Annotated in this window: 18 protein-coding genes; 10 read left to right on the top strand and 8 right to left on the bottom strand. The window is 59.5% G+C overall.

All coding sequences use genetic code 11. From position 1 onward, the window contains the following. Position 1: 1 nt before the first annotated feature. The 6 genes from EV130_RS06085 (at position 2) to EV130_RS06060 (ending at position 7,136) form a co-directional block, all read left to right on the top strand. Positions 2 to 1,135 carry an ABC transporter permease gene (locus EV130_RS06085; protein WP_074064993.1) on the top strand — a complete coding sequence of 378 codons (1,134 nt, stop codon included), beginning with the start codon at positions 2 to 4 and terminating at the stop codon, positions 1,133 to 1,135. Between the two features lie 10 nt (positions 1,136 to 1,145). Beyond that, the gene (locus EV130_RS06080) at positions 1,146 to 2,813 is read left to right on the top strand and encodes an ABC transporter ATP-binding protein (RefSeq protein ID WP_132551701.1); all 1,668 of its coding nucleotides are present in this window, start codon (positions 1,146 to 1,148) and stop codon (positions 2,811 to 2,813) included. 22 nt (positions 2,814 to 2,835) lie between these two features. After that, positions 2,836 to 4,206, top strand: coding sequence for an alpha-glucosidase/alpha-galactosidase (melA, locus tag EV130_RS06075; RefSeq protein WP_132659604.1), 1,371 nt, complete (start codon positions 2,836 to 2,838; stop codon positions 4,204 to 4,206). 357 nt (positions 4,207 to 4,563) lie between these two features. After that, entirely contained in the window at positions 4,564 to 4,845 is a 282-nt protein-coding gene (locus EV130_RS06070) for a hypothetical protein (protein WP_132659602.1), read from the top strand. A 217-nt stretch (positions 4,846 to 5,062) separates the two neighbouring features. After that, complete coding sequence (locus EV130_RS06065; RefSeq protein WP_132659600.1) at positions 5,063 to 5,956, top strand: LysR family transcriptional regulator; 894 nt, start codon at positions 5,063 to 5,065, stop codon at positions 5,954 to 5,956. Between the two features lie 61 nt (positions 5,957 to 6,017). Beyond that, positions 6,018 to 7,136: an HPP family protein gene (locus EV130_RS06060; RefSeq protein ID WP_132659598.1), complete on the top strand. Its 1,119-nt coding sequence runs from the start codon at positions 6,018 to 6,020 to the stop codon at positions 7,134 to 7,136. A 485-nt stretch (positions 7,137 to 7,621) separates the two neighbouring features. On the opposite strand, the gene EV130_RS06055 is transcribed toward EV130_RS06060, so the two are convergent. The 5 genes from EV130_RS06055 to speB form a co-directional block, all read right to left on the bottom strand. After that, on the bottom strand, positions 7,622 to 8,419 hold the full coding sequence (locus tag EV130_RS06055; RefSeq protein ID WP_074064987.1) for an ABC transporter permease: 798 nt from the start codon (positions 8,417 to 8,419) through the stop codon (positions 7,622 to 7,624). Beyond that, positions 8,416 to 9,270: an ABC transporter permease gene (locus tag EV130_RS06050; protein WP_132659596.1), complete on the bottom strand. Its 855-nt coding sequence runs from the start codon at positions 9,268 to 9,270 to the stop codon at positions 8,416 to 8,418. Before EV130_RS06050 ends, EV130_RS06055 begins: the two co-directional genes overlap by 4 nt. Next, positions 9,267 to 10,304: an ABC transporter ATP-binding protein gene (locus EV130_RS06045; protein WP_132659594.1), complete on the bottom strand. Its 1,038-nt coding sequence runs from the start codon at positions 10,302 to 10,304 to the stop codon at positions 9,267 to 9,269. Before EV130_RS06045 ends, EV130_RS06050 begins: the two co-directional genes overlap by 4 nt. A 107-nt stretch (positions 10,305 to 10,411) precedes the next feature. Further along, the gene (locus EV130_RS06040) at positions 10,412 to 11,500 is read right to left on the bottom strand and encodes an ABC transporter substrate-binding protein (RefSeq protein WP_165918497.1); all 1,089 of its coding nucleotides are present in this window, start codon (positions 11,498 to 11,500) and stop codon (positions 10,412 to 10,414) included. A gap of 58 nt (positions 11,501 to 11,558) precedes the next feature. Then, complete coding sequence (gene speB / locus EV130_RS06035; RefSeq protein WP_132659592.1) at positions 11,559 to 12,620, bottom strand: agmatinase; 1,062 nt, start codon at positions 12,618 to 12,620, stop codon at positions 11,559 to 11,561. 168 nt (positions 12,621 to 12,788) lie between these two features. On the opposite strand from speB, the gene EV130_RS06030 reads away from it, so the two are divergent. The 3 genes from EV130_RS06030 (at position 12,789) to EV130_RS06020 (ending at position 16,019) form a co-directional block, all read left to right on the top strand. After that, a complete protein-coding gene (locus EV130_RS06030) occupies positions 12,789 to 13,820 on the top strand; it encodes a LysR substrate-binding domain-containing protein (RefSeq protein WP_074064982.1) in 1,032 nt (343 codons plus the stop codon). Between the two features lie 24 nt (positions 13,821 to 13,844). After that, the gene (locus EV130_RS06025; RefSeq protein ID WP_074064981.1) at positions 13,845 to 15,008 is read left to right on the top strand and encodes an aminotransferase; all 1,164 of its coding nucleotides are present in this window, start codon (positions 13,845 to 13,847) and stop codon (positions 15,006 to 15,008) included. A 63-nt stretch (positions 15,009 to 15,071) separates the two neighbouring features. Further along, entirely contained in the window at positions 15,072 to 16,019 is a 948-nt protein-coding gene (locus EV130_RS06020; protein WP_074064980.1) for a lytic transglycosylase domain-containing protein, read from the top strand. Between the two features lie 8 nt (positions 16,020 to 16,027). Here EV130_RS06020 and maiA read toward each other — a convergent pair whose 3' ends face one another. From maiA to hmgA, 3 genes are read right to left on the bottom strand one after another with little or no spacing between them, the layout of a single operon-like run. Continuing rightward, on the bottom strand, positions 16,028 to 16,687 hold the full coding sequence (gene maiA, locus EV130_RS06015) for a maleylacetoacetate isomerase (protein WP_132659590.1): 660 nt from the start codon (positions 16,685 to 16,687) through the stop codon (positions 16,028 to 16,030). Between the two features lie 9 nt (positions 16,688 to 16,696). Continuing rightward, entirely contained in the window at positions 16,697 to 17,713 is a 1,017-nt protein-coding gene (locus EV130_RS06010) for a fumarylacetoacetate hydrolase family protein (protein WP_132551687.1), read from the bottom strand. 39 nt (positions 17,714 to 17,752) lie between these two features. Continuing rightward, the gene (gene hmgA / locus EV130_RS06005) at positions 17,753 to 19,108 is read right to left on the bottom strand and encodes a homogentisate 1,2-dioxygenase (RefSeq protein ID WP_074064977.1); all 1,356 of its coding nucleotides are present in this window, start codon (positions 19,106 to 19,108) and stop codon (positions 17,753 to 17,755) included. A gap of 67 nt (positions 19,109 to 19,175) precedes the next feature. Between hmgA and EV130_RS06000 the strand changes: the two genes are divergently transcribed. Further along, positions 19,176 to 19,625 (top strand): MarR family winged helix-turn-helix transcriptional regulator, encoded by a 450-nt coding sequence (locus EV130_RS06000; protein WP_074064976.1) that lies wholly within the window; start codon positions 19,176 to 19,178, stop codon positions 19,623 to 19,625. Positions 19,626 to 19,783 lie beyond the last annotated feature (158 nt).

The raw sequence follows: 19,783 nt of genomic DNA, 5'->3' as shown, positions 1-19,783 counted from the left end.
CATGTTGGCCTTCGATTCCTCCCTGCCGCCCCCGCACGAAGAAACCGTCAAGAAGCCGCCGCACGGCAACGAAAGCTACATCGCACTTGTTTGGCGGCGCATGAAGCGCTCCTGGACAGGCATGATGGGCCTCATCCTCGTCGGGCTGCTGATCATCATGGCCGTCTTTGCGGATTTCTTCGCGCCGATGGATCCGAAGGCAACTGACGTCGGCTTCGCGCCGCCGCAGGCCATCAGCTTCCACGACAAGGATGGCAACTTCGTCTTTCAGCCGCGCGTCTATGCGCTTGCCGATTCAGAAGAACTCGATCCCGTCACCTTTCAGCCGATCGTCGGCCCTGATTATGACAATCCCCGCCACCTCGGCTTCTTTGTAAAAGGGGCCGACTACAAGCTTTTCGGCCTCATCGCCGCAAACCGGCATTTCTTCGGATCGACAGATGGCGAGCCGGTGCATTTTCTCGGCACGGACAAATTTGGACGCGACGTGCTTTCGCGCGCGATCATCGGCTCGCGCATTTCGCTGGTGATCGCTCTCACCGTCGTCTTTATCGTCACGCTCGTCGGCACGACCGTCGGTATGGTCTCCGGCTACTTCGGCGGCACATTCGACGTGTGGGTCCAGCGCTTTGTCGAACTGGTTCTGGCATTTCCTCAGCTGCCGCTCTATCTGGCGCTGACGTCGCTGATCCCGGTGACGGCTCCGACCAACGTCTTCCTTGCCTTCGTCATCGTCGTCATGTCGGCACTCGGCTGGGCGCAGATGTCGCGGGAGGTTCGCGGCAAGACGCTGGCATTGGCGCGTATCGACTATGTGCGGGCGGCGATGGCCGTCGGCGCGACGGACCGGCGCATTATCTTCCAGCATATCTTTCCCAACGTGATGAGCCACGTGATCGTATCGGTGACACTGCACATCCCCAGTGTCGTGCTGCTCGAATCCTTCCTCGGTTTCCTGGGCTTTGCGGTGAAGCCGCCACTGATCTCCTGGGGCCTCATGCTGCAGGATACGGCGAACTACTCCGTCATCGGCACCTATCCTTGGATCCTTGCCCCTGTCGGATTCGTGCTTGTGACCGTCTTTGCCTTCAATGCGCTGGGCGATGGCCTGCGCGACGCAGTCGATCCTTATTGAGGTGGTGAACATGGCCCTTTCTCTCGTCAATTCCTTTGCGCCGCCCGTTCGCCATGACCATGACGGCCGCAAAGACGCCCCAATCATCGACGCGCGCAACATCGCGGTGAACTTCAAGGTCGAAGACGGCTTCGTTGAGGCGGTCAAGGATATCTCGTTCCAGCTCTATCGCGGGGAGACGATCGCGATCGTCGGTGAGTCCGGATCCGGAAAATCGGTAACCGCGCGCACGGTGATGGGGCTTCTTACGAAGCGCGCCGTTGTCTCGCCGAAATCGACCATCGACTATGATGGCGCCAATATCCTGAAATTTTCCGAAAGCGCCCGCCGCAAGTTGCGCGGCAACCGCATCTCGATGATCTTCCAGGAGCCGATGAGTTCGCTGAACCCGATCTATACGATCGGCAGTCAGATCGTCGAGGCAATCCGTGTACACCAGAAGTTCGGCCGCCGGCAGGCGCAAGCGCGGGCGCTGGAACTTTTGAAGCATGTGCAAATTCCCGATCCAGAAGCCCGGCTGAAGCAATATCCGCATCAGCTGTCGGGCGGTCAGCGTCAGCGCGTGATGATTGCCATGGCGCTCGCCAACGATCCGGATGTCTTGATCGCCGACGAGCCGACGACAGCGCTTGACGTCACCGTGCAGGCACAGATCCTGAACCTGATCCGCAAACTGCAGAAGGAACTGCAGATGGCGGTGATCCTGATCACCCACGATCTCACGGTCGTGCGGCAGTTCTCGGACTATGTCTATGTGATGCAGCATGGCGAGATGCGCGAGCACAACACGACCGAAAGGCTCTTTGCCAATCCGCAGCATCCTTACACGAAGCATCTGCTCGGCTCTGAACCGCGCGGTCAGGCCAATCCATTGCCGGAAAATTCCGAAATCATTCTTGATGCCAGAAGGGTGCGCGTTTCTTTCATGCTGCGCCACGGTACGTTCTTCAAGCCGGAAATGAAGGAACTTGTTGCTGTGGATAGCCTGAGCCTTGCGCTGCGCCGTCATGAGACGCTTGGGCTCGTCGGCGAATCCGGTTCTGGCAAAACGACCTTTGGCCAGGCACTGGTCCGGTTGAATGATCCGGACGGCGGCGAAATCTATTTCGACCGCCAGCCCATCCACGGCCGCTCGCGCGCCGAGATGCGACCGCTGCGATCGCGCATGCAGATCGTCTTCCAGGATCCGTTCTCGTCGCTCAATCCGCGCATGACGATCGGTCAGATCATCGAAGAGGGGCTGGTCGTCAACCGGCTCGGTGCAACCAAAGCCGAGCGCATGGATCGGGTTCGCGAGGCGTTAATTGCGGCCGGCATGCCTGGCCATATTCTCTCGCGCTTCCCGCACGAATTCTCCGGCGGCCAGCGCCAGCGCATCGCCATTGCCCGCGCTATCGCCCTCGAACCCGAATTTATCTTGCTCGATGAGCCGACTTCCGCGCTCGATCTTTCCGTCCAGGCGCAGATCATAGAGCTCTTGCGCAGGCTGCAGGACGAGCGGGGACTGAGCTACCTCTTCATCTCGCATGATCTCAAGGTCGTGCGGGCGCTGTGCCACCGGGTGATCGTCATGCAGCATGGCCGCATCATGGAAGAGGGGCCCGTCAACGAAGTTCTATCCAATCCCAAGACCGCCTACACGGAACGGCTGGTGAAAGCCGCTTTCGAGGTAGCATGATTGCCGAATGCCGGAGGTTATAATGGCACGAAATCCCAAGATCACGTTCATCGGAGCAGGCTCCACCGTCTTCATGAAGAACATCGTCGGCGATGTCTTGCAGCGTCCCGCGCTGTCGGGCGCCACGATCGCGCTGATGGACATCAATCCGCAGCGTCTCGAAGAGAGCGCCGTCGTAGTCAACAAGCTGATTTCGACCCTGGGCGTAAAGGCCAAAGCCGAAACTTATTCCGATCAGCGCAAAGCGCTGACAGGCGCAGACTTCGTCGTCGTCGCCTTCCAGATCGGCGGCTATGAGCCCTGTACCGTTACCGATTTCGAAGTGCCGAAGAAATACGGTCTGCGCCAGACCATTGCCGACACACTCGGCGTTGGCGGCATCATGCGTGGCCTTAGAACCGTGCCGCACCTTTGGAAGGTATGCGAGGACATGCTCGCCGTCTGCCCGGAGGCGATCATGCTGCAATATGTCAATCCGATGGCCATCAACACCTGGGCGATCGCGGAAAAATATCCGGCAATCAAGCAGGTCGGCCTCTGCCACTCCGTCCAGGGCACGGCCATGGAGCTGGCGCATGACCTTGACATTCCCTACGAGGAAATTCGCTATCGCTCGGCCGGCATCAACCATATGGCCTTCTACCTGACGTTCGAGCACCGGCAGGCGGATGGTTCCTTCAAGAACCTCTATCCCGATCTTGTCCGCGCCTATCGTGAAGGCCGTGCGCCGAAACCCGGCTGGAATCCGCGCTGCCCCAACAAGGTGCGCTACGAGATGCTGACACGCCTTGGCTATTTCGTTACCGAGAGCTCGGAGCACTTTGCCGAATATACGCCCTACTTCATCAAAGAGGGCAGAGAGGACCTGATCGAGAAGTTCGGCATTCCGCTTGACGAATATCCCAAGCGTTGCGTCGAGCAGATCGAACGCTGGAAGGGACAGGCCGAAGCCTTTCGCTCGGCCGAGACGATCGAGGTCGCACAATCGAAGGAATATGCTTCCTCCATCATCAACTCGGTCTGGACTGGCGAACCGTCGGTCATCTACGGCAATGTCCGCAACAACGGCTGCATCACCTCGCTGCCGGCAAACTGCGCCGCCGAAGTGCCTTGCCTGGTCGATGGCTCGGGCATTCAGCCAACCTTCATCGGCGACCTGCCGCCACAGCTGACAGCGCTGATCCGTACCAATATCAATGTTCAGGAGCTGACCGTCCAGGCACTGATGACGGAAAACCGCGAACACATCTACCACGCTGCGATGATGGATCCGCATACGGCAGCTGAACTCGACCTCGACCAGATCTGGTCGCTCGTCGACGATCTTCTTTCCACCCACGGTGACTGGTTGCCGGCCTGGGCAAGAACAGCCAAGAAGGTGCAGGCAGCCTAGTGTGAAAGGCCACGCCGGTCGGGAATCTCGTCTGAACCGGCGAGGCTTGTCGCCGGCTTCGCCTCCAGTTTGCCGCTCGGCCACAGCCTCTCGATCCCAGAAAGGCTAATAAAGCTGCAGGATCGCCTTCGGGTCACCATTGGGGCGAGGCTCAATGCCAGGACGATTTACAGTTTCTCCAGTTAGCTCTGCGCAGGCGACAGATAAAGGTAAATAACGAGGCAGCTTGCCGCGATTGCGACCATGGCGGCCGGGCGAAGGATTGTTCTTGCGACCGAAGCAACAGCGAGCCCCGACGCTAGAATCGCGCCTCCCAGCAAGACGCCGCGGCCCGAAAAGGCCAGAGCGAGGGCTGAGATGCAGATCGCTGTCGCCAGCATGGTGAGCGTGATTTTCCGTGGAGCCAGTTCCGGACACGCGGCAAAAGCCGGCAAGCATCCCCGCACGCTGAAGCCGATTGCGATGCTCAGAAAAACAAAAGGCAATACCATCGACCGGAACCTTTCAAAAAGAACTGGAATGGAAAAGCAAGCGGCGTGCCATGTGTTTGCCGTGCATTACCAGTGGCGTCGTGCCGGTGCTGCCGATATATTGCGCTCAATGCTCAAAGAGCGTGCAGGGGTGTTCACTGTCCAATGAGCTATCTGCATGCCGTTGGACGCAGAAGAATCGCAGACGGCGTCGAGCGAGCTCGACCGTCCCGGCGGGTCATCGTCACAGCTGCGGCATCTGGAAAGATGCGCAATTCCTTCCCGTCAGCGACTGAAATTTTGAAAAATCCGTTCTCTGCGGCGGCTTGATCGCATTCTGTTTATGAGAATAATGGCGCCATTGTATTCTGGAATCGAGACTTTACTTGGATTTTCCGTCGCTGCGTGTCTTTCTTTCCGTCGCCGAGCATCGAAGCGTGACGCGTGCTGCCGCCGCCCTTGGGCGCGTCGCTTCGAATGTCACGACGCGCATCCAGCAGTTGGAGGAGGATTTCGGTGTCCTGCTCTTCAACCGGGACGGAAGGCAGATGACTCTGACCCGCGAAGGGCGGCTGTTCTTGTCTTACGCGAAGCGAATGGCGGCATTGGCCGACGAGGCGCGCCATTCATTGTCGGCCTCCAGCCGGCCGGCGACTTTGCGTGTCGGTACGATGGAAAGCACGGCTGCAAGCCGGCTACCGCATATTCTGCCACGCTTCGCAACCGTTGCTCCTCATATTTCTCTTCGGCTGACAATGGGTGCGACGCGGGATCTCGCGCGTGCCGTTTTGGCAGAGGAAGTCGATTGTGCCTTGATCGCGTTGCCCATCGGCAAGAATGCAGCCGCCTGGCTTGCCGACGTTGATCTTTGTCAGCTCGAGCTGGCGCCGCTCTGGAGCGAGGAGGTTCTGATCATTCTTCCCCCGGATCATCCGCCAGTTCGTCATGCGTCGGACATCACCGTTGGCGCACTCGCCGCCCTTGAGGCCGGTTGCACCTATCGCCGCATGGCCGAGGATTGGCTTGGCCGTCTTTCACCGTTCTTCATGACGATCGAGATGTCATCTTACCACGCCGTGATTGCGAGTGTCCTTGCAGGAGGCGCCGTTGGTGTCGCTCCAGCGTCGGTTCTGTCCCAGTTGCAGCTATCCCGTGACATGGTCCAGACGGTTGTTGCCGGTTCAGCCGAAACCGCGCTTCTTTCCCGCAAGAATGGGGGATCTTCAGAGCTGGATATCTTTCGAACGGCCCTCCTTTCGGCCGGCGAGGACAATCCATAACCATGCCATCGCCCCAATCCTTTGTCGCGGCACATCTCATTGACAAATCCACAGGTGATCTATGCGTTTCCCAAATCGGCAAGCCTTGTCTGGCTGGCGTTTTCGTTTGTTTGCGCCCATCCTTGCCGGTGCGACACTTCGCGAGCGACTGGTTTCGTGTGTGGGTGCGCTTGCATGCATCGCTTTGACCGGCCTTATTTGCGGTGGCCTCCTCGGCGAAGGTCCTCACCTTCCGCTGATTGTCGCGCCGATGGGGGCCTCTGCTGTGCTGCTCTTTGCTGTTCCGTCAAGCCCGTTGGCGCAGCCCTGGTCGATTATCGGTGGAAATACGATTTCTGCTTTCATGGGTGTCATTGCCGCGAATCTCATTCCTGACCCGATCATCGCGATTGGTGTGGGCGTTTCTCTGGCGATTGCGGCAATGTCGTTCACCCGCTGCCTGCATCCACCCGGCGGAGCGGCGGCCCTGACTGCAGTCCTCGGCGGCGCGCCCGTGGCGAGTTGGGGTTTTTTCTTCCCGTTTGTGCCGGTGGGCTTGAATTCGTGCATCCTGGTGGCACTCGGACTTCTGTTCCACAGGTTGTCCCGGCACAATTATCCGCATCGTGTCGTCAGCGCGACCAACACGCATCACACGAAGGATCCGCCCGCAAACCTGCGGATCGGATTTCGTGAGGAGGACGTCGATGCGGCGCTGCAAGTGCTGAAGGAAACGTTCGACATCGATCGTTCGGATGTGAGCCGGCTTTTGCGAGAAGTCGAAATTCAAGCGACGGTCCGGTCCAACAAGGACCTGAAATGCGCAGATATCATGTCGCGTGATGTCATTGCAGTCAGCCCCGATACCACTGTCGAGGTGGCGCATGCGCTTTTGATCCGGCACAATGTTCGCACACTGCCGGTCAAGCAGCCAGACGGCACGCTCGTAGGCAGCGTCGGACTTCGAGAACTCGCGCTTGCGTCCGGCCCGGTTAAGGCCCTCATGACGCCACCGGCGACAACTTCGGCCGACGCGCCCGCGCTCGCACTTTTGCCAGTCCTGACGGACGGGAAAACACACGCCGTTGTCGTGATCGATCGGGCCTGGCAGATCATCGGGCTGATCTCGCAGACCGATCTTCTCGCTGCTATGGCACGTCTCGTTCCGACGGACCGCGTCGTCCGGGAGAGTGTCGCCTGAAGCTTCTGACAGCTACGCGGCAAGATCGGAGGCCACGGGGCGACGTCCTCGTCGGCATCCGTCTTAACTCGTTCCGGCCGATGACCGATAAAATCGCAGCTAGCTTCGTTGCGCCCTTGAGTTTTCACGGGCTTCGACAGTCAGCCCGGCTGAGGGTCTTCTCAATGGCGTGTTTTACAGCCAGGTGCACTCTTGTCATCGGCGCTACAGGCGGCATCGGACTTGCCGGGCAAGGCAAATGCCGCCGAAGAGGCGTCTGCGCGACAGGTGTCAGTGACGATCATATTGCGCAGGCAAGCAAGCTATTCCATCCAAGGGATCTGCGAGCACGGTTGAAGTGCAGATACTCAGCCATGTGATGTCGGCCGAGAAGGTGGCCACGGTGGCGCCGGTTTACGTCTTGACGATGCCACGCTCGTTGCCGGTCGCCAATATGCCGGTCATTGCGGCTTGACGATGCGATGAAACCGGGGCGGCCATTGTCTTCATTTTTCTGCCGCCATGGCGCCCAGCAGCTTCGGAAGGTCGCCGAAGCGCGCGATGAGGCCGAAGACGAGCGCTGCAATTGCGACAAAGAGGATCGTCACCGAAGCCATGGTCGGCGTATAGCCATAGCGCAGCGCGTTGAAGATCTTGATGGGCAAGGTTTCCATGGTAAAGCCGACGGTCATGTAGGCGACGATGTATTCGTTCAGCGATAACACGAACGCAAAGGCGTAACCAGAAATCAGGTAGGGCCGGATCAGCGGTAAGACGACCGTCTTGAATATCGTCCGCTCATTCGCCCCCATTGTCGCCGCCGCTTCGACCAAGGAGCGATCGATGGCGGTGAAGCCGAGCGATAGCGTCACCAATGGTAGTGTGACGAAGAAGATCGCGTGGCTGATCACGGCGGTCCAGGATGCGCCGTAAAAGCCGGTGGTCGCCCAGAAAGTCAAAAGGCCGAGTGCAGTGATGACCGGTGGCAAGGTGAAGGGCGCGACGCCCAAAAGCTGGAAGATGTTCGCCCATGGCGCAATTCTGCGCCACAAGAACCAGGCAAGCGGCAAAGCGATGAGCACTGCAAGTGCGGCGGACAGAACCGCAAGCGTCAGCGAAGCAATAAGCGCGTTGCGCCATTCCGGATTGGTGAATATCTCTCCGTACCAGGCAAGCGAAAAGCCCTGGGGCGGGAAGGTGAGGCTCTGTTTCACATTTACAGATACCCCGGCAACGACGATCATGGGTGCCGTCAGAAAAAGCCCGATGAGCAAGAAATAAAGACGGCGGAGCAACGTGTTCATGGCGCATCTCCCTTCCGGCCGATCAGCACCGTCAGCCCGACCATGGCAAGTGTCACCAGCACCAGAAAGACGGCCATCGCGGCGGCGAAGGGCATGTTCGACTGATAGACGGCCTGGTCGGTAATCAGCACCGACAGAGTCCAGTGTGATGGACGGCCGAGAATCTGTGGCAGCAGATAGGAGCCGAGCGCAAAAATGAAGACCATGATGAGCGTTGCGATAATCGTGTTGCGCAATGTCGGCACGACAACCGTGAAAAATGCCCTGACCGGCGATGCTCCGAGCGTGCGCGCCGCTTCCGTCAAGGTAGGGTCAAGCCTGACCAGCGCGGGATAGAGGATCAAGATCGTATAAGGCAGGGCCTGATAGACCATGCCTGCCAGGACTGCGCCGAAGCTCGGCGTCAGAGCCACGGGCTCTTGCATGAGGCCTGCCATGACAAGCAGATTGGTGATGCCGGCGGTGCGTGAGAACAATGTCGACCACGCAAAGCCGATGATGACTTCGGAAAGCGAAAGAATCGCCAGAAGCGCCACCAGCCACATCACCTGAGCTTTGCGTCCCATGCGCGTCAGCAGATAGGTGAATGGAATGCCAAGCACGATGCAGCAGATCGCCACGGCGATCGCAAGCATCAGCGAAAAGCCCAGCACCCTACCGAAAAACAGACTGACGAAGCGGGCGTAATTATCAAGTACAAAGGCCGGCGTGTAAAAACCGCCCTGCTGTCGCTGGAAAAAGCTCACGGCAATCATTGTTGCGAACGGAATGACGAAGAAGACCGTCAGCATTCCGGCCGGGAAGGCAAGCGGCCAGTAATCGGCAATTTTTTGCGGTGGTTCGCGTCTCATTTCTGCAGTACCACGCAGACTTCCGGCGAGAGCTTGACACCAACCTCCTGGCCAACGGTGACGGCCGGGCGTTCGCGCGGTGTCGAAACGGCGACGACCTGTGTTCCAGATAGATCGAGGAAAGTCTCGATCGTGCCGCCGAGATCGCGAATGAAGGTTACCTTGCCAGTGATAGTGTTGCCGCCTGGCGCCGTCAGATGCACGTCCTCCGGCCGCACCGAGATCGTTGCTCTGTTGAGGCCGGGAGGAAGCAGAACGCCTTCGATGACCTTGCCGAAGACCGTCGCGCGGCCGGCGCTGTCGGCCTCCGTCGTGAGCAGGTTGGTCGAGCCGATGAAATCGGCGACGAAACGGTCGGCGGGACGGCGGTAGATTTCGATCGGACTTGCTGCCTGGCGCAGTTCGCCACTGTTCATGACGACGACGATATCTGCCATCGTCATTGCTTCGCGCTGGTCGTGGGTCACGACGATCGTCGTGATGCCAAGCGTCTGCTGGAGCTGCCGCAGTTCCACCTGCATCGCCTCGCGCAGTTTTGCATCGAGCGCCGACAGCGGTTCATCGAGCAGGAAGAGCTTCGGCGAAATCGTCAGTGCACGGGCAATTGCGACGCGCTGGCGCTGGCCGCCGGAAAGCTTGTTCACCGGCCGGTCTGCATAGCCGGGCAAATGGATCAGCGACAGCAGCTCATCGACACGCTTCTTCTGGGCTTCCTTGGCCGTGCCACGGATGCGCAGCGGATAGGCGATGTTTTCGCCGACGGTCAGGTGAGGGAAAAGCGCGAGGGACTGAAACACCATCCCCAGATCCCGCTTATGGGTCGGGACGGCCGTTATGTCGTTGCCGTCGAGCACAATGGCGCCGCTCGTCGGCATGTCGAGACCGGCAATCATGCGCAGCAGCGTTGTCTTGCCGCAGCCGGAGGGGCCGAGCAGGCAGACGAACGTGCCATGCGGAACGTTGAGCTGGACATTGTCGACGGCGGTGAAGGCGCCGAATTGTTTGGTGATATTGTCGAGTGTCAGTCCGGACATAAATCCCCCGCATGGGCCACGTGCATAGGACGATTGCCCCGCATGGGCCTTGGCCGTCAAAGGCACAAGGCGCATGCATTGTTATGGAACGGTCAGTCTCGAAAACTTCAACCGACGATAAGTTCCGTCCATTTCTGGTTCAGCCAATCGGACTTGGTCTGATAAAGATCGTAGCGCGGCGTGATCGGCTCGATGTCGGAGGCGACGGCTGCAAACTCCTTGTCGGTCAGGTCAAGCAACTCGCGCTTGATCGTTGGCGCCGTGCCGACCTTGCGCGACATCAGTGCCTGGATGGCCGGCTGACACATGTAGTCGATGAAGATATGTGCCTCTTCCGCCTTCTTGGAGGCACGCGACAACGCCCAGCAGCCGGAATCCTGGATGCCGCCTTCCTTGGGGAAAGTCGAGCGGACCGGAAAACCATCGGCCGCGGCAAGGCCGGTGACGTCGTGATAATACTGTCCCATCGGGATTTCACCGGACTTCAGCGCCTGCTCGAACTGTGCCTCGTCGCGATACCACAGGCGGACATTCGGCTTCACCTCGGCAAGCTTTTCGAATGCCTTCAGGAGACCCTCTTCCGTATCGAGTGCGTTTGTGCCGCCGAAATGGGTCTTGGCCGTCACTTCCAGCAAAAACGAGTTGGAAACAAGAGCAAGCAAGCCGAGTTTGTCTGCATTTGCCGGATCCCAGAGGGCATTCCAGGAAGTCGGCGCTTCTTTGAAGACGTCGGTATTGGTGACGAGCGTGATGTACCACGCAACGGCTCCGACGCCGGCAACGCGGCCATCGGGATACTTATTGACGAAGCGGTCGACGAGGCCGGAGGCGTTCTTGAGCTTTGCTGTGTCAATTGCCGTCCACAACTCGGTCGCCTGACCCTTGAGCATTGCGACCTGAGACATCATCGAAAGGTCGGCAGGCGCCTGGCCGGCCTTGGCAGCCTGCTCCAGCTGCACCAGCCAGGCCTCGCCCGTCGGTTCGGCCACCGATTCGACGGCAATGCCTGTTGCCTTGGTGAATTCCGGGAAGATGTTCTTGTCGAACGAATCCTTGAAGTAGCCGCCATAGACGCCAACCTTCAGCGACTTGTCCTGCGCGCGCAGAATGGCGGGCATGGATAGCATGCTGGTGGCGGCGAGGCCGGTTGCCAGCAGGTTTCGGCGGCTCATGGCCGCCTCGAGTATGGTTTTCATGACTTTGTTCCCTCTTTTGTTTGGTCTGACATGTTGCAGTTTCCGGTCGTTGCCGTTTTTAGTCGCCCTTTCCGCCGATGGACGGGCTGAAGACCATCAGGCTCAGGATTTCGAACAGGACCTGGGCGCCGGCATGGGCGGTATTCGTGGTCGCGTCATATTGCGGGGCGACCTCGACAACATCTCCGCCGACAAGATTGATCCCTTTCAGGCCGCGGATCAATTGCAGAACTTCACGCGTGGTCAAGCCGCCGACTTCCGGCGTGCCGGTGCCGGGGGCAAAGCTCGGATCGAGGCTGTCGACGTCGAAGGAAAGATAGGCCGGCGCGTCGCCGACAATTTTCTTCGCCCTTTCGATGATCGCGGACATGCCCATCTCCGTCACCTCCTCGGCGTGGATCACCGTCATTCCGGATTCGTAGGAAAACTCCCAGAGATATTCTGCCGAACCGCGGATCCCGATCTGCACCGTGCGTGTCGGATCGAGCACGCCGTCGAGAACGGCATTGCGGAACGGACCGCCGTGGTGGAATTTTGTCTGGTCGAAGGCGCCGCCGGTGTCACAATGCGCATCGATGTGAATCATGCCGACCGGCTGCTTCTTGCCGAGTGCCTTGAGGATCGGGTGAGTTATCGAGTGATCGCCGCCGACGCAAAGCGGTGCGATTCCTGCATCGACGATCTGGCCGATGCGTTTTTCGATGTCGTCATGGCTGAGCTCCAGTCGGTAACGGCTCTGGAAGGGAACGTCGCCGATGTCGGCTGCGCGAAGATCGAAAAGCGGCGCTGTGCCCAGCACATGGTTATAAGGGCCAATGCGCTCGATTGCGCGCAGTGCCCGCGGTCCGAAGCGCGATCCCGGACGGTTGGTGACGCCGAGATCCATCGGAACGCCGGTGATTGCGACCTGCAGATTGCCGAAATCCGGCTCGTCGGCGCCAACGGGCATATAAGGAGCGCTGAGGAATGTCGGAACGCCGGCATAGGGCGCAAGGCGCGTGCCGCTTTTTGAGAAGATCTTGTCGGCTACCTTGCGGAAGTCGGGGTCGAATATCTCGCCGCCGTGGCTGTCGGCAAACTTTGCGCGCAGTTCTTCGAGCTTCGTCTGATTCCAGGCCAATTCAGTTCACCTCTCATCTTGAACGGCTGGGAAGCGGAACCTTGTTGCGGCATCACATCATTCCCCTCGTCGCTCTTGCTTTTTACCCATTACCTAACAAAATGGTTGGAAATGCAACTCACATTGTTATAGCAGTTAGCGTGAGATTTACTCACATATAGATTGGCCATGTTCAACCGACTGCCGCCGCTGAATTCCCTGCGCGCTTTCGAAGCTGCTGCCCGCCGGGGCTCGGTCTCGGCGGCTGCGCGCGAGCTCAATGTTACGCATGGTGCCGTTAGCCATCAGATCAAGGCGCTGGAGGCGGTCTTCGGCACGCCGCTCTTTGAGCGCAATGGCAAACGGCTGAAGCTTACGCCGCAGGCTGCCCTGCTGTTGCCGGCTCTGACGCATGCATTCGAGAACATTGCGGCGGCAACAGCCCTGGTGACCCGGCCTTCGACAAGCGGGAGCCTTAGAATTTCCTGCGTTCCGGCTTTGCTGTCCTTCTGGCTGATCCCGCGCATGCACCAGTTCAGCGAGCAATTCCCCGATATCAGCCTGACGCTCGTCGCCTCCAATGATCCTGAGCTGCTTTACTCTCCGGATATCGATGTCTGTATTCTCTATGGTGATGGGACCTGGCTGGACTGCTGGGCGCGTCTTTGGAGCAACCTGCAACTCTTTCCGGTCGTCAGCCCAACCCTGATGAACAGCCGGGCACTGCGTTCGGTGCGCGATCTGCGCGACCATGTTCTGCTTCACGGCGACGATGGACGCGAATGGAATACGTGGTTGGCGGCAGCCGACGCGCTGGACATGCCGCGGGGCCGGCAGCACTTCATGAGCGATGCGCGCCTGTCGACGGAGGCGGCCTTGAGCGGGCAGGGGGTCGCACTCGGCGATACGATTACGGCCGGCAGCCTGATTGCTCAAGGCGAACTCGTCGTGCCCTTCGATCTCTCCGTTCCTGCCAATGATGCCTTTTATGTCGCCTGCCGAAACGAGGTGCGCTCCGCGCCGATCGTCAAGGTCTTTGTCGACTGGTTCTTCTCGGCGCTCGAAAGCGACCGCGGAGCAGAACTGCAGGCGTCGGCCCGGCGTGCGATCCGCGGGCGCGGACGCGTCGATGCTTTGGCGGCGGCAGCTGAAAGCTTCACGCCGGTCTCCCGTGCGCGCGCTGCGGCACAACGGCCCGTCAAGCGCCGTTTGAAATCCTGATCGATCTCTCAAGGAAGCCCTGGAATGCCGCTTGCTCATCCAAATCCGCTCGTCGCCCGTCTGTCGCCGCCGCCCATCCCATCGGTACTTGCCTGGGCTTGTGACTATGATGGTGCCAAAGGGCCGCTGATTGATCTGTCCCAGGCTGTACCCGGCTATCCGGCGCATCCAGAGATGCTGCGGCTGCTCGGCGAGGCGGCCGCCTCTCCGGCCATGACCAGCTATGGTGCGATCGAGGGGGAGGAGGTGCTCAGGAAGGCTTATGCGGCACATGTGTCGGCGGTCTATGGCGCCAGCGTTTCTGCCGCCAACATCCACATTACCTCCGGCTGCAACCAGGCCTTCATGTGCAGCACCATCGCGCTTGCCAAGTCGGGCGAGACGATGGCGCTCACCAATCCCTTCTATTTCAACCACGAAACCACGCTTTCGATGCTGGGGATCGGACGTGTTCTCGTCGATTGCGATGCCGCAAATGGCTTCCTGCCGTGCCTGAGATCGGCAGAAGAGGCCCTGATGTCGGGAGTGCGAGGCCTTGCGGTCGTTTCGCCGAACAATCCGACCGGTGCTGTCTATCCGCCGGTGCTGCTTCGCGAACTCTTTCACCTCTGTCAAAAATATGGAGCGTGGCTGATTTTGGACGAAACCTATCGGGACTTCTTGCCGACCGATGCCGGAGCGCCGCACGACCTGCTCTTGATCGAGGATTGGGAAGAGACGCTCGTCCTGCTCTACAGTTTCTCCAAGTCCTTCTGTATTCCGGGTCATCGATTGGGGGCAATCACCGCAGGTCCGCGCATCGTCAGCGAGATCACCAAGATCATGGACAACATGCAGATCTGCGCCCCGCGGGCAGCTCAGGTCGCCGTAGCGGCAGCGCTTCCGATTCTGGCGGAATGGCGGGTGGCAAATCGGCTGGAGATCTTACGCCGTGCCGATGCGCTGAAAGCTGTCATGGCAGCAACAGACGGCTGGTCGATCGCCGCCGTCGGTGCCTATTTTGCCTTCATCCGGCATCCTTACGGCAACACACCTTCCGCCGAGGTGGCGGAAAAGCTGGCGAAGGAAGCTGGAGTGATATGTATCCCCGGAAGCTATTTCGGCGAGGATCAGGAAGATTATCTCCGATTTGCCTTCGCCAATGCCGAAGTTGGCGTGATCTCGCAGTTGCACGAGCGTCTGCGATAGGCGGCTTGCGCGCAATTTTGTGATAGTCTCGCCCGACGATCCGATGGAGTAGGGAGGGCACCGATGAGGCGCTCCAAAGGGAAGGCAGCTCAAAGACTTGCGCCGATCGCAGGTGCGTTCATTGCCACTTTTCTTGTCAGCCACGCTGCGCATTCCCAGCCCGAATGGAGCGTCGCGCCGTCTGCATGTCTTTATTCTCTAGAGGCTTCGGCAGGCGGGCCGGCCCTTTGCGTTAGAAAGGAGAGCTTCAGCGTCGACATTTGCACGGCGATCGATCATTTTGCCCGCGCTAACCGACTTCCTCCTGATTACTTTGCCCGGCTCATCTGGCGGGAAAGCCGTTTCCGCCCCGATGCTCTAAGTCCGAAAGGCGCTGAAGGTATCGCCCAATTCATGCCGGACACTGCCAAATTGCGTGGCCTGGAAAACAGCTATGATGCGCTCAGCGCGCTGCAGGCATCGGCGTCCTATCTTGATGAATTGCGTAACCGTTTCGGCAATTTGGGGCTTGCCGCGGCAGCTTACAATGCCGGCGAGAAAGGTCTTTCGTCATTCCTCGAACATGGCACGTTGCCTTTCGAGACACGAAGCTATGTCACGGCGATAACCGCACACAGCGTTGAAGAATGGAAAAACGGCCCGCCCGACAAAGCAGCACTGGAACTCGATAAGGACAAGACGTTCCTGGAGGCTTGTACTGTTCTTGCCGAAAGCCGCCGCCTAAAGAATGCGCCTTGGCAAGGGGAAGGCAAGTGGGCGCCCTGGGGCGCCCAACTCGCCGCGCACTTCGATCCTGCGGCCGCGCGTAGCCGCTTTCAGGAAGACGTTTCCAAGTTGCCGGCGCCTTTGAACGCTGAAAAACCGCTCATTCTGCGCCAGCGTGACCGCAGCTTCGGCTACCGGCCTCGCTATGTCGCTCGGGTTGCGCGCCAAACGAGGACGGAGGCAAATCAGGTCTGCACCGAGGTGCGCAAGCGCGGCGGTGTCTGCCTCGTGTTCAAGAATGAATAAGTGCCTTTCTATTTGGCCGGAGAGTTCAGGGCCGTCGCCCGATCGGGATGAGCCGCAGCAAAGGCAGGCAGCCTTTCGCATTTTTCGGCGATGGCGCTCGCGCGCGGGAAGGCGGAAAGATCGACGTTCCATCGCCGGGCGTTGTAGATCTGCGGCACGAGGCAAAGGTCAGCCATGGTGGGCTGATCTGCATGGCAGAACTCACCAGCCTCTGTCGCCTTCAACATACGCTCGAAGGCCTCAAGACCCTCGCGGATGAATTTTCCCATCCATGCCAGCCGGGCAGCGTGGGGATCGTCCGATTGCCGCATGACATGGGAAACGACGCTCAGATTGCAGATAGGGTGAATGTCCATCGCGATGGCATAAGAAAGGGCCCTGACGCGCTGCCGACCCAAAGCATCTGGAGGCAGCAGGCCGGCGTTCGGCCGCGTTTCCGAAAGATACTCGATGATGGCGAGCGACTGCGTCAGCGTCTCGCCGTCGATGGCAAGCACGGGAACCAGACCCTGGGGATTTCGCGCGAGATGAGCCGCCTGCTTGTGTTGGCTTGCCAGCAGATCGACGGGAACCGACCGATAGGGAATTGCCAGCATGTTGAGTGCGATACGGACGCGATAGCTTGCCGAAGAGCGCCAGTAGTCGAAAAGAACGGTATCGCTTGGCATGGTCTGACCTCATGGTCTTTCGTAGCTGGCAACGACCTGCTCGATGGCTCCGAAGATCGAGCGTCCCTGTGCATCCTTCATCTCGATGCGGACGGTATCGCCGAACCGCATGAAGGGTGTTGCGGCCGCGCCGGTCGCGATTGTCTCGATCATGCGGATCTCCGCGATGCAGGAATACCCGGCGCCGCCTTGGGAGATTGGCTTGCCCGGCCCGTCGTCGAGCTTGTTTGAGACGGTCCCCGAGCCGATGATCGTGCCGGCGCCAAGCGGTCGGGTCTTTGCAGCGTGGGCGATGAGTTCACCGAAATCGAAGGTCATGTCGATGCCGGCATTGGCTCGCCCGAAGGGCTGGCCGTTGAGGTCGACGAGGAGCGGCAGATGCAGTTTTCCCCCATCCCAGGCATCACCAAGCTCGTCTATCGTCACCGCAACCGGCGAGAATGCAGAAGAGGGTTTTGACTGGAAGAATCCAAAGCCTTTTGCAAGTTCGGCCGCGATCAGTCCGCGCAGGGAAATATCGTTGGCGAGCATGACGAGCCGGATGGCTCTACGCGCCTCGTCGATCGTTGAGCCCATTGGCACGTCGTCGACGATGACGGCGATCTCCGCTTCCATGTCGATGCCATAGGATTCGTCCGCCATGAGAATGGCATCGCGCGGCCCAAGAAAGCTGTCGGATCCACCTTGATACATCAACGGCTCGGTCCAGAAGCTGGCCGGCATCTCGGCGTTGCGCGCCTTGCGAACCAGCTCGACGTGGTTGACGTAGGCTGAACCATCCGCCCATTGATAAGCGCGCGGGAGCGGCGATGCGGCATGGTGTTCGTGAAATCGCACGGCAGGTTGCGCGCCGGTTTCCAGACCCTCTGCAACCGCGGCTAGGCGTGGTGCGGCGTGCGCCCAGTCATCGAGCGCGGCCTGAAGCGTCCGGGCGATATGACCGACTTCGGAGCATTGGCTGAGGTCTTTGGAGACGACGACCAGGCGGCCGTCACGGGTGGAGTCCTTGAGCGATGCAAGCTTCATGCGTTGGGGTTCCGTTTCTTTTATAGCTGGTAACCGGCTTCACTTGATCCCGGGCGTTCCGTCGAATTTGCGCTCCAGGCCATCCCAGCATTCGAGATAGTTATCCTGCAGCGTCTCAAGCTCGGCAGCGTATCGTGTTAGTTGCTGCGGATAGCGGGTCTCGAACATGAAGGCCATCGTGTGGTCGAGCTTCACGGGCTGCAGATCGACGCTGGATGCCATTTCGAAGCCAAGCGAGTCCGGTCCATGCGGCAGCATCATGTTGTGCAGGCTCATGCCGCCCGGGACGAAACCCTGCGCCTTGGCATCGTATTGACCATGGATGAGCCCCATGAACTCGCTCATGATGTTACGATGGTACCACGGCGGACGAAATGTATGTTCTGCCACCAGCCATCGCGGCGGAAAGATGACGAAGTCGACATTGGCCGTTCCCTCTTCGCCCGAAGGCGCCGTCAGCACGGTAAAGATCGATGGATCGGGATGATCGAAGAGGATTGCGCCGACGGGCGCGAAAGTGCGCAGATCATACTTGAACGGCGCATAGTTGCCGTGCCAGGCCACCACGTCGAGTGGCGAATGGCCAATCTCGGTCGCATAGAACTTGCCGCACCATTTGACGTGGAGACGGCACGGGATTTCCTTGTCTTCGTAGGCGGCCGCCGGCGTCTTGAAATCGCGCGGGTTGGCAAGGCAATTGGCACCGATCGGTCCGCGATCCGGCAGGGTGAACTTGGCGCCATAGTTCTCGCAAATATAACCGCGCCACTCGGGACCCTGGCCGAGGCGCTCTACCTTGAAGATCATCCCACGCGGAATAAGGCAGATCTCCAAAGGCTCGACATCGATGATCCCCATTTCGGTGAACACGCGGATAGGGCCAAGCTGCGGCACGACCAGCAATTCTCCATCGGCATTGAAGAAATAGTCATCAACCATGTCGCCATTGAAGACATAGGCATGGGCAGCCATGCCGGTCTGGGTCATGACATCGCCGGCTGCTGTCATCGTGCGGATGCCGGCGAGGAAGCTGAGTTCGTCCGCTGGCGCCGGGATGGGGTCCCAGCGCAACTGACCGAGCGGCAGCGAATGATCATCGAGACAGGGCGCTGATTTCCAGAAGGGATAACTGGCGTTGGAAAAGCGGCCTGTGTGGCGCACACTCGGACGAATGCGGTAGAGCCAGGAGCGTTCGTTGGTGCCGCGCGGCGCGGTAAAAGGCGAGCCTGACAATTGTTCGGCATAAAGCCCGTAATTGCATTTCTGCGGACTGTTCTGGCCCTGCGGCAGCGCACCGGGCAGGGACTCCGTCTCGAAATCATTGCCAAAGCCAGGCATGTATTTCGGATTGTTGACGACGGCATGGGCAGCCGTGCTCCTCGTCTTGTCCAGCATCGCTTGCACCTCCTCTGCAGATATAGTTACAAACGTAACTGTCGATTTTGTAACTATCAAGGAAGCCATGGACATCAGTGATTTCGATCTCGAGCAGTTCCTGCCGTTTCGCCTCAATCGCGCCGCGGAATTCGTCGCCCTGCGCTTTGCTGCCGCCTACAAGGCCAAATATGACCTGACGAGGCCGGAGTGGCGCACGCTGGCGGCACTTGGAAGTTCAGGGCGTATGACGGCAAAGGAGATCGGCGTTCATTCGACGATGCACAAGACCAAGGTCAGTCGTGCGGTTTTTTCGCTTGAGAGACGCCGCTGGCTGAAGCGGACGCAGCACGAGGAAGACCGCCGCGTCGAGTATCTCGAGTTGACGGCTGCCGGAAGCACCGCCTATCGCGAACTGACGATGCTCGCCGTTCACTATTCGGCGGAAGTAGCGTCGCTTCTCGGCGCGGAAGGCCTGAAGGCGCTCTCCTCCGGTTTGAGCGCTGTGGAGGCTGCCATGGTCAAACGGCGCCGCTAGCTTTGACCGGGTTCGCGTGTAGGACCTGCAGGTTCAAATCCTGTGGTCATCGAAGCCTCCATCGGCGAGCGTCGGAGGCTCCTTTTTCGAAACGATCACGCTTCATGTGCTGTTGTGGCGGATAGAGGAAGCACCGCCGGATTGGGGCGCCAAGCGAG

It is taken from the genome of Rhizobium azibense (genome assembly GCF_004342325.1).
GTDB classification, from domain to species: Bacteria; Pseudomonadota; Alphaproteobacteria; order Rhizobiales; family Rhizobiaceae; genus Rhizobium; species Rhizobium etli_B.
The sequence above is the reverse complement of the archived record's forward strand: the minus strand, read 5'-3'. Positions and strand labels throughout refer to the sequence as shown.